We start from the raw sequence: 8,918 nt of genomic DNA, 5'->3' as shown, positions 1-8,918 counted from the left end.
TCGGTCGAAGCGTCCGGCACCCCCAAAAGGTGCTCACGATCGCCTGAAATCGCTGCTCACGATCCTCTGAAATCGTTGCTCATGATGCGGTGAAACACGCAGGACGCCCCGCCGACGGCATCGATGTGCCAAAGTGGAGGTGTTTAGCACCACTTAAGGGAGGCGTCCGTGATGCAGGTTAGCATAATCGGTCTGGACATCGCCAAACATGTTTTCCACGCTCATGGAGCAGACGGGAAAGGGCGAGCTATATTCAGCAAGCGGATCAGCCGAGGAAAGCTGCTGGATTTCTTCTCAGCCCAGCCGAGTTGCACGGTAGCGCTGGAGGCATGTGGCGGAGCCCATCACTGGGCCCGTCAGCTCACTCGGCTTGGCACGAAGTTCGGCTGATCCCTCCCGCCTATGTAAAGCCGTTTGTGAAGCGGCAAAAGAACGACGCGATCGACGCCGAGGCGATCTGCGAAGCAGCGCAGCGGCCGAGCATGCGGTTCGTGGCCGTGAAGAGCGAACAGCAACAGGCGGCGGGTCTGGTGTTTCGGACCCGTGACCTGTTAGTGCGGCAGCGAACGCAGCTCATCAACGCGATCCGGGGACATCTCACTGAATATGGTTAGGTCGCACCTAAGGGGCCATCGCACGTGGCGATGCTTGCCGACCTGATTGAGGAAGAAGCGATGGCCAGCTCCCTTCCCGAAGCGGCCCGTCCCATGTTCCGAGTGATGCTAGACCTTCTCGCCGAGTTGAATGGCAAGATCGCGGATCTCGACAAGGAGATCACGCGACGCGCTCGCGAAGACGAGGTATCGCGCAGACTGATGACTATTCCTGGCGTCGGCCGATCTCCGCCACCGCGATCGCCGCCCTGGCGCCGCCGATCGAGACTTTCACCAAGGGACGCGACTTTGCCGCCTGGTTGGGTCTCACGCCTCTTCAAAAATCGACGGGTGGCAAACAGAGGCTTGGCGCGACGTCCAAGATGGGGGAGCGAACGCTCAGGCGCCTCCTCATCATCGGCAGCAGCGCGGTCGTGCAACAGGCGAGCAAACGCGGTGCGCCAAGGGGATCGTGGCTCGAACAGATGCTGGCTCGCAAACCGCGCATGCTGGTAACGGTCGCGCTCGCCAATAAGATGGCGCGGATCGTCTGGGCGCCACTTATCAAGCAGGAGAATTACAGGGCTCCGGTCGCAGCCAAGGCGTGATCCTGGCGGACCTGAGGTCGTCGGAGATGTAGCCGGTCGAAGGAGAGTATGGCGCAACAGTCGGCGAGACGAGACCGGAAGAACCAGGTGTACTCATCGTGCCTACCGAGCACGCGTTTATGATTTGGTTTCGGTCCGCGAACTCCCATACGGGCCCGCAGCTTCATCGCTGCACCATCAGAGGCCGGACAGATGGCAGCATCCGACTACGTGCCGATCTTCTTCAAAAATCGCTTGCATCTCGCGGGGCGTCCACAGATGAGTATACTGCCAGAGGATGGATCTACGAAGCCGGCGACCATGCGCAGTGTGGTTGTCTTGCCATCCAGAGGGACCAAGCAGGCAAAGAAGTTCCCCCCGCAGCGCCTTGAGCGAAATGTCCGCGACTGCAGCCGTATCGCCATAGAGCTTGGAAACTGAGCGCAACTCCACGACTAGGTCATTGTTTTCCCGCACGAGCGTTTCATCCTTTTTGAACCAAGAATGTTACTAGACAACTTCTCGCCGATGACTGCGCCCCGGTCACCGTATCGGTTCGGTGGTCTCTATGATCAGCATGTGTGCGCGGCGCGAGGTGTTGCCGGCGGTGATGGAGCGTTTCCGCCTGGCGGCGATATCGCCCCGAACAGGAGAGACCATGAGCAGACGAGCGCGCCGGAATCCCATTGCCGCTGTCTAGGGCGACCGAACGATAGCTCAATTGGCTGAGCACTTGACGTTCCCCCAATCAGATTACGGCGTCGAAAGCCGAGCTGAAAGGTGGAGCTTCCGGACTTTTTGGACCTGGCACCGCGGTGCCGGACGTGCGCGATCGAAATGAAGTCGCTGCACGAGAAGTTGAAGAACTGACGCTGAAGAACGATTTTTCAGAACGTGCGCTCACCACGGCGGGATTGCTGAGCGCAAAGCGATGATCGACCGCGAGCACGATTTGTCGATCACGAAGCAAGCGGAAGTCTTGCAGATCAGCCGTGGCAGCGTCTATTACCTGCCGCGCCCGGTGTCGGACGCCGATCTCGCGGTCATGCGGCGTCTCGATCGGCTGCATCTGGAGTTTCCTTTCGCCGGTTCGCGGATCTTGAGTGGCCGGCTGGCTGCCGAGGGGTGCAAGATTGGCCGCCGGCATGTCATAACGCTGATGCGGCGGATGGGCATAGAAGCGCTCTATCGCCGTCCCCGGATCACGAAGCCGGAGCCCGGCCAAGATCTATCGGTACCTGCTGCGCGGCATCGATCACGCGGCCGAACCAGGTCTGGGCGATGGAAATCACTTGTAAGCGGTGTTTTGACCACACCTTTTCCTGAAGATTGCGATCGGCGAGTGTGACGATCTCTGAATCGGAGAGATCGTCTTGTGTCTACGCTTGACCATACGCTTAAGCCGGAGGCAACGACGGCGCGTCGGCTTGAGGTTATCACGGGAACGGGCCGTCCCCGATGGTTCTCGGCAGACGAAGGTCCGGATGATTGAAGAGACGCTTGTCCCGGGTGCGGTGGTGTCGGAAGTTGCGCGGCGGCATGGGCTTGCGCCGCAACAACTGTTCACGTGACGCCGCCAGGCACGGCAGCCCGGGGCGGACGCTGCCACCGAGGCGCCGCGGTTCATGCCTGCGATGGTGGAAGCGGCATTGCCGCAAGGCGCAGTTCGCCGGCGGCAGCGCCAGCGGGCACGCCCGGTGGATCGAGCCTCGGGAATGATCGAGGTGGAGATCGAACGCGTCAGCGTCCGGGTCGGCCTTGGCGCTGACGCCAAGACGGTCGCGGTGGTCATCCGGGCGCTGAAGGCCGGCACGTGATCGGTCCGACCGGCGCGGTGCGGTTAATGATGGCGACCAAGCCGGTGGACTTCCGCAAGGGCGCCGAGGGTCTGGCGGCACTGGTGCGCGAGACGATGAAGTCCGATCCGTTCTCGGGCGCCGTCTATGTGTTCCGAGCGAAACGTGCCGACCGCGTGAAGCTGATCTATTGGGACGGCACGGGAGTGTGCCTGTTCGCCAAACGGCTCGAGGATGGCCAGTTCCGCTGGCCGAACGTGCAGGACGGGGTGATGCGGCTGTCGGCTGCGGAGTTCTCGGCATTGTTGGAAGGGCTCGATTGGCGACGGGTTCACGCCGCGCGCGAGACCCGGGCGCCGGTGCAGCCAGGCTGATCTGCGACAGAGTGAATCAGTCCGATTGCAATGCTCGCAAGGAGCTGCAGCACATCATGTAATCGCGCCATATGGCGACGACGGACACGCTGCCCGACGATGCCGGCACGCTCAAGGCGATGCTGCTGGCGGAACGTGCGCGCGCCGAGACGGCTGGAGCAAATCATCAAGGAGTTGCAGCGTCACCGCTTGGCCGACGGGCCGAGGCGCTGCCGGAAGATCAACTGCTGCTTAGCCTGGAAGAGGTCGAGCAGACGGCGGCGAGCACTGAAGCCGAGAACGAAGCGGCGGCGCCAACCGAGCGGGCAAGCCATGCCGCCAAGCGCCGCATCAACCGTGGGTCGCTGCCGGCGCATCTGCCGCGCATCGAGGTTGTCGTCGACATCGATGACAAGAGCTGCCCGTGTTGCAAGGGCGAGTTGCACCGAATCGGCGAAGACAAGAGCGAGCGGCTCGACATCGTGCCGGCGCAGTTCCGGGTGCTGGTGATCCGGCGGCCCAAATACGCCTGCCGATCGTGCCGGGACGGTGTCCTGCAAGCTCCAGCGCCGGCGCGGCTGATCGAGGGCGGATTGCCGACCGAGGCGACAGTAGCGCAGGTTCTCGTCTCCGCCGATCATCTACCGTTGTATCGGCAGGCTCAGATCTATGCGCGGCAGGGCATCACGCTCGATCGCTCGACCCTCGCCGACTGGGTCGGTCGCGCCGCCTTCCTTTTGCGGCCGGTGCACGAGCGCCTGCTCGGCAGGCTCAAGGGCTCGACCAAGCTGTTCGCCGACGAGACGACGGCGACGGTGCTCAATCCCGGACGCGGGAAGACCAAGACCGGCCGACTGTGGGCTTATGCGCGCGACGATCACCCCTCGGGTGACGCCGACCCGCCCGGCGTGGCCTATGTCTACGCGCCGATCGCAAGGCGGAGCGGCCGATCGCCCATCTCGCTGGGTTCACTGGCACCCTTCAGGTCGATGGCTACGCCGGCTATCGCCTACTCGCCGAGCGCGGCGACGTGCGACTGGCATTCTGCTGGGCGCATGTGCGCCGACGCTTCTAGGAACTCGCTGCGGCCGGCCCGGCGCCGATCGCCAGCGAGGCGCTCGGACGCATCGCCGGGCTCTATGCCGTCGAGGGCGATATCCGTGGCCGCAGCGCTGAGGAAAGACGCGACGCCAGGCTGCAGAGGAGCCGGCCGATCATCGATGAGCTTGAACCCTGGCTGCACGCCAAGCTCGCTCTGATCAGTCAGAAGACAAAACTCGCTGAAGCGATCCGCTATGCGCTCTCGCGTTGGGAGGGCCTGACCCGCTTCCTCGACGACGGCCGAATCGAGATCGACTCCAACGTCGTCGAACGCGCGATCCGGCCAATCGCGCTGAACCGCAAAAACGCACTCTTCGCTTGCTCCGACGGCGGCGGCGAGCATTGGGCTGTCGTCGCCTCGTTGATCGAGACCTGCAGGCTCATCGATATCGAACCTCACGCGTACCTTGCCGACGTCATCACAAAGATCGTAAACGCTCACCCCAACAGCCAAGTCGACGATCTGCTGCCATGGGCCTATCCCATTGCCCCGGCGCTCAGGGTCGTGGCCTGACAACGACGCTTACCATCACTTACATCATGATGGCGCGCGGCTTCGTGTATCTCGCTGTCGTGCTCGACTGGGCCATCGACGATGTAACGACTGAAACGATCGAGTTCTCACGACTAGTGAATGCGCATCTCAGGAACGACTCTTCTTGAAATGAGCAATGATTAGCTCGGCAACATTGTGCGAGCGGTCTAGTCCAGAAGCCAACTTCAAGTCGTACAGCCCCCCCGGATTTACGAGGTTTATTTCAATTATGTAAGGATACGCAATGTCTATCCCTGCGAAGTTGATTCCATGTGCCATCAGCTTTCCGCCGATCGATTCTGCTAGTTCAATTTCATCTTGATGCAGATCCGCCGGAATGGGCCTTCCTCCCAGCACTATGTTCGACCTGTGATCGTCAGGATGTCCGATGCGGCCGTGCCAGGCAACGGCCTCTCCACAAGCAACGATGATACGCTTTTCGCCGTGGGCCACTTCAGGAATATACCGCTGAAGAACGGTGTACTCAGCTTTGAAGCCGCCTAGTTCGCCGTAGCTATCTTTGTGCGCGGCAGTATTTCCAGTAAGGCATTGCAGGATTGCTCGGACGTTTGGCGCCTTTGGCGTAAGTAGAAACACGTTTTGCCCGCAAGTGGAATTTGGCGGCTTGGCCACCCACCACTGATCTGAAGTCTTTTTATAGCGATCCCATAGCACCGAAAAATCGTTCGATATATATGAAAGAACTCTGTTTGCCTTAGGCACTACGTAGCCCAGTGCATGTTTTGGAGTAAGGAACATCAGACCTTCGACATTGTTAACAAAGGAGGTGGTCTGAGAAGCCAGCCAAAGCATTTGCCAAACGTCAAGGGATACACGATCCTGAGGATGGCTCGTTATCCAGACTAACTGGCATTCGTCGAGAAAATAGGCATTTCGGTTTCCTCCTGCCGCGCAGCCGGGACTGTAGGGCTCGGCGTTTTGAGGCACCAGGACTCCTTGGGTGAAAAAGCGATAGTCGTCTGCCGAAATAGAATTCAATTCGCCGAAGATCACTTCCCAGCCCAACCGGCGAAAGGCGTTGCCGATAGGAGCGTCGTTCTCGCCTAAACGGTCGAGCGTGTTGGTGAGTATCAGCAGCCGCATTACATTCTCCTAAGCTGAACGCTTTCGTAGTCCCACGATCGAAAACAACCATGCCTACGGTACCTCGGTGATTTGCAACGAGTCAGGCTGGACTCTGCTATCGACCCAACTCTGCAGGACGTAGATTGCAACCTGCGTGCCAAGGCCATGCTGGCTCAGCAGCCGGCTGGCTTCCTAAAAGGCTGCTCCAGCTAAAGACCGCCACAAGCGCAAATCCGACAAGGCTCGTGCCACTGTCGGAAGCAGGACAAGGTTATGACATGAGCGACAGAAAGACTGCTTGCGGACTGGCGAATAGACATCCGGGTCGGTTGGAGGCGCAAGCGCAGCTTTTTTCGGTAAATCACAGCTTGCATAGGTCGCGTGTAACGGAGAGGAGGTTGAGCGACTAGACCCAATGTTTGCCCTTTGAGGTGACAAGGGCGGCCCGCGCCGCGGCAAGCTCCTACCGAGGGTAGCGCCGGATGGCCGAGCCTCAAGCATGGGGAGCGGGCCTGATGAAGGAATGGCATTTCGGGGGCTGGATGCACGGGGCGACGATCTCCGTTGCAGTGGCCAAAGCCATGCGCAGCGAGAACATCTTCGTAACTTCGGGATCATCCCTAATCGCGCCGCCGCCACGGCGATGCACCGCAAGCTTCTCCACCCGGTAAAGCTCGGAACAGCTTCTTCTGTTTGATCGAATAGCCCTCCCGCTTGAGCAGAACGTGGAGGCGCCGAAAGCCAACGCGGCGGCGCTCCTGGGGCTATCGCCCTCACGCGTTGGCGAAGGCCGCATCATTCGCCCGGGTCGTCTGGCATCTCATAGTCATGCGACAACAGCCGGTGGCTTTGCAGCAGGCTGTCACACCGGACAATCAACGCAAGTGTTTCAACAGCCATACGTCATTCTGCCATTCACCCCGAATGAGCGAAAGCTCACGTAGCATCACAACACGTGTAAACCCGAACGATTCGAAATTCTTGGTCGCTCCGACATTTCTTTCAAGGGTGCGGCCCAGCAACGCACGTACTCCAAATGTTTTGGCCGCGTCCGTCAAGTGCGCAAGCATCAGCCTTCCGATGCCTCTTCTCCTGTGTTGTTCATCAACGTAATACGATACTTCCGAGAGCTCCGTATACTCAGGACGCATTGAAAGTGTATTCAGGGAACACCAGGCAATTATTTTTTCGCTCTCATGCTCATAAACAAAGGCGGGGTACGGGTCTTTATGATCTCTGAGCCAATCTAACCGCTCGGCACGACTATCGGGCGACACCCGACTTACGGCAAAGATGCCTGGTGCCATCGCTTGATTGTAGATTTTTGCGATGTCTTCAGCATCTGAATATTTGGCGCGCCGAATACCCATCAGATCCCAGTTGTTCCAAATTGTGCAACCTTGGACGACGCCACGTAGCTACGCGTGCCTGTCCAAATTTCGATCAGACATGGGCAGCTAGACGTCCGCTGCCATGGAAAAAACGACCCTCATCACCGAACGTATGCTTAACAATGCGAGTAGTTAGACTATCTACACAAGCTATAAGCTCTGGTAGTGTATCGTAGGCCCATTATGCGATATCCTTTGGTATCCTGTCTTGACAGTGGGGCGGCCTCTGCATGACTTCGGTCGTCGAACATCAACTGCCGTTGCCTCAACTCGGCGCACGGAAGACCTGGCATAGCGTGCACCACAATGGATGTGGCTAATCAGGGACCTATAGGCGAAAACCGCGATAGCTTTCCAAGAGATTCCGGGTGGAGTTGCACGGGTTCGTTTTGTGAAAAAGAACCTGATTGATCACTAACTGACCAAACAGGATGATGTTGCCGTTAGCGTTTCCTCATTGGATGATGCATCAGGTTATCGCCGCAGCATGCCGACTCCGGCACGAGATTCGAGGGTCTGAAATGCGCTATGAAGTGCGTTCGTTGCAAACAGTTGATCTACCCGAAGTAACAGACGTCTACAACGCCGCATGTCGGAATAGAGAGTCGACGCACGGAAGACGCCCCTGGAGCGTCACGGAAATGAGTGAATTTCTATTCGGTCGTCCCTCATTTGTGGCCTACACGCGTATCACCAAGGGTGGCGTGATCGGATGGACAGCGCTTACTCGGCACCATGACAATGAAGGGCTGAGGCAGACAGCGGAGATGTCGCTCTATGTTCAGGCGGCATTCCGTAGTCAAGGAGTTGGATCCGCTCTTGCTCACGCTGTTCTAAGCCGAGCAAGTACCGACAATCTACATTGCATATTAGCAATGATATTTGCCGACATCCCGAAGGTTATCTCTTTCGCAGAACGGAAATGTGGTCTTTCGGTCGCGGGATGTCTCCCCGGCGCGTTTTCCGATAGCTTGACAAACTACGACGTTCTGGTTCTCCAAAAGCTTATAGTGCCATGAACCAACGCCGTAGACCTCGTGTAACCACCCAGTATGACAGCACGCTTGCATCGAGATGGCTATGTGCAATCGACTTGGCGTGGCGCGAGATAAGCCGTGCCCATTGTACTCGAAATTGCCTGATCTCGACCGCTGAATTTTTCAGTTTAACTTGGCCTCGTCAGTGTCTCTGACACCGGAACGGGTTCGGTGGAGCAAGCGGCATAGCGAAATGACACATCGAGGCGCAGGTGGCGGGAAGAGCCGCGTTGAGTCGGCTTGGGTCTGACTCGTCCTTTGGCGAACCTGGCTCAACAGCCAAAGTCTCGCTCCCATCCCTATTCGGTAGTGGTCTGATTCATTCGGACGATTCCCAAAATCGGCCGAAGCAGTTCAAGCTCTGGGCATGAGAGCAGGAACTATCGTAAAGGTCACCCGGGCGGACCGCCATCGGCTTGAGGCGATCGTCTCGGATCGC

General features: G+C 58.7%; 6 protein-coding genes and 5 pseudogenes. 7 read left to right on the top strand and 4 right to left on the bottom strand.

What is annotated here, in order from left to right:
- The first annotated feature begins 168 nt into the window (after positions 1 to 168).
- A pseudogene (locus ABIB00_RS38450) lies at positions 169 to 1,201 on the top strand (IS110 family RNA-guided transposase).
- Positions 1,202 to 1,458: 257 nt separating this feature from the next.
- Here the strand turns inward: ABIB00_RS38450 and ABIB00_RS38445 are convergent.
- Positions 1,459 to 1,633, bottom strand: a pseudogene (locus ABIB00_RS38445) (ATP-binding cassette domain-containing protein); the annotation flags it as partial.
- 259 nt (positions 1,634 to 1,892) lie between these two features.
- Between ABIB00_RS38445 and ABIB00_RS38440 the strand changes: the two are divergent.
- The 5 genes and pseudogenes from ABIB00_RS38440 to tnpC form a co-directional block, all read left to right on the top strand.
- Positions 1,893 to 2,473: pseudogene (locus tag ABIB00_RS38440) on the top strand (IS3 family transposase); the annotation flags it as partial.
- Positions 2,474 to 2,553: 80 nt separating this feature from the next.
- Positions 2,554 to 2,751, top strand: a complete 198-nt coding sequence (locus tag ABIB00_RS39285) for a transposase (RefSeq protein WP_502917961.1) — start codon at positions 2,554 to 2,556, stop codon at positions 2,749 to 2,751.
- A 54-nt stretch (positions 2,752 to 2,805) separates the two neighbouring features.
- Positions 2,806 to 2,997: a hypothetical protein gene (locus tag ABIB00_RS38430; RefSeq protein WP_354107939.1), complete on the top strand. Its 192-nt coding sequence runs from the start codon at positions 2,806 to 2,808 to the stop codon at positions 2,995 to 2,997.
- Positions 2,994 to 3,350 carry an IS66 family insertion sequence element accessory protein TnpB gene (tnpB, locus tag ABIB00_RS38425; RefSeq protein WP_354107938.1) on the top strand — a complete coding sequence of 119 codons (357 nt, stop codon included), beginning with the start codon at positions 2,994 to 2,996 and terminating at the stop codon, positions 3,348 to 3,350. Before ABIB00_RS38430 ends, tnpB begins: the two co-directional genes overlap by 4 nt.
- 71 nt (positions 3,351 to 3,421) lie before the next feature.
- A pseudogene (gene tnpC, locus ABIB00_RS38420) lies at positions 3,422 to 4,944 on the top strand (IS66 family transposase).
- Between the two features lie 129 nt (positions 4,945 to 5,073).
- Here the strand turns inward: tnpC and ABIB00_RS38410 are convergent.
- The 3 genes and pseudogenes from ABIB00_RS38410 to ABIB00_RS38400 form a co-directional block, all read right to left on the bottom strand.
- Positions 5,074 to 6,069, bottom strand: a complete 996-nt coding sequence (locus ABIB00_RS38410; RefSeq protein ID WP_354107937.1) for an ATP-grasp domain-containing protein — start codon at positions 6,067 to 6,069, stop codon at positions 5,074 to 5,076.
- Positions 6,070 to 6,682: 613 nt separating this feature from the next.
- Positions 6,683 to 6,905: pseudogene (locus ABIB00_RS39280) on the bottom strand (IS3 family transposase); the annotation flags it as partial.
- 21 nt (positions 6,906 to 6,926) lie between these two features.
- Positions 6,927 to 7,421, bottom strand: coding sequence for a GNAT family N-acetyltransferase (locus ABIB00_RS38400; RefSeq protein WP_354107936.1), 495 nt, complete (start codon positions 7,419 to 7,421; stop codon positions 6,927 to 6,929).
- 452 nt (positions 7,422 to 7,873) lie between these two features.
- Here ABIB00_RS38400 and ABIB00_RS38395 point away from each other — a divergent pair, with 452 nt between their 5' ends.
- Entirely contained in the window at positions 7,874 to 8,461 is a 588-nt protein-coding gene (locus ABIB00_RS38395) for a GNAT family N-acetyltransferase (RefSeq protein WP_354107935.1), read from the top strand.
- Positions 8,462 to 8,918: the final 457 nt, after the last annotated feature.

The sequence above is a fragment of the Bradyrhizobium sp. LB14.3 genome, from assembly GCF_040547985.1.
GTDB lineage: Bacteria > Pseudomonadota > Alphaproteobacteria > Rhizobiales > Xanthobacteraceae > Bradyrhizobium.
Note: the sequence above shows the minus strand (reverse complement) of the source record. Positions and strands in the feature narration are given on the sequence as shown.

Bases quoted from the DNA above. Each gene is read 5' to 3' on its own strand.
- ABIB00_RS38395 (WP_354107935.1), top strand. From the start codon at position 7,874: ATGATGTTGCCGTTAGCGTTTCCTCATTGGATGATGCATCAGGTTATC.
- ABIB00_RS38410 (WP_354107937.1), bottom strand. From the start codon at position 6,069: ATGCGGCTGCTGATACTCACCAACACGCTCGACCGTTTAGGCGAGAAC.
- ABIB00_RS38430 (WP_354107939.1), top strand. From the start codon at position 2,806: ATGCCTGCGATGGTGGAAGCGGCATTGCCGCAAGGCGCAGTTCGCCGG.
- ABIB00_RS38400 (WP_354107936.1), bottom strand. From the start codon at position 7,421: ATGGGTATTCGGCGCGCCAAATATTCAGATGCTGAAGACATCGCAAAA.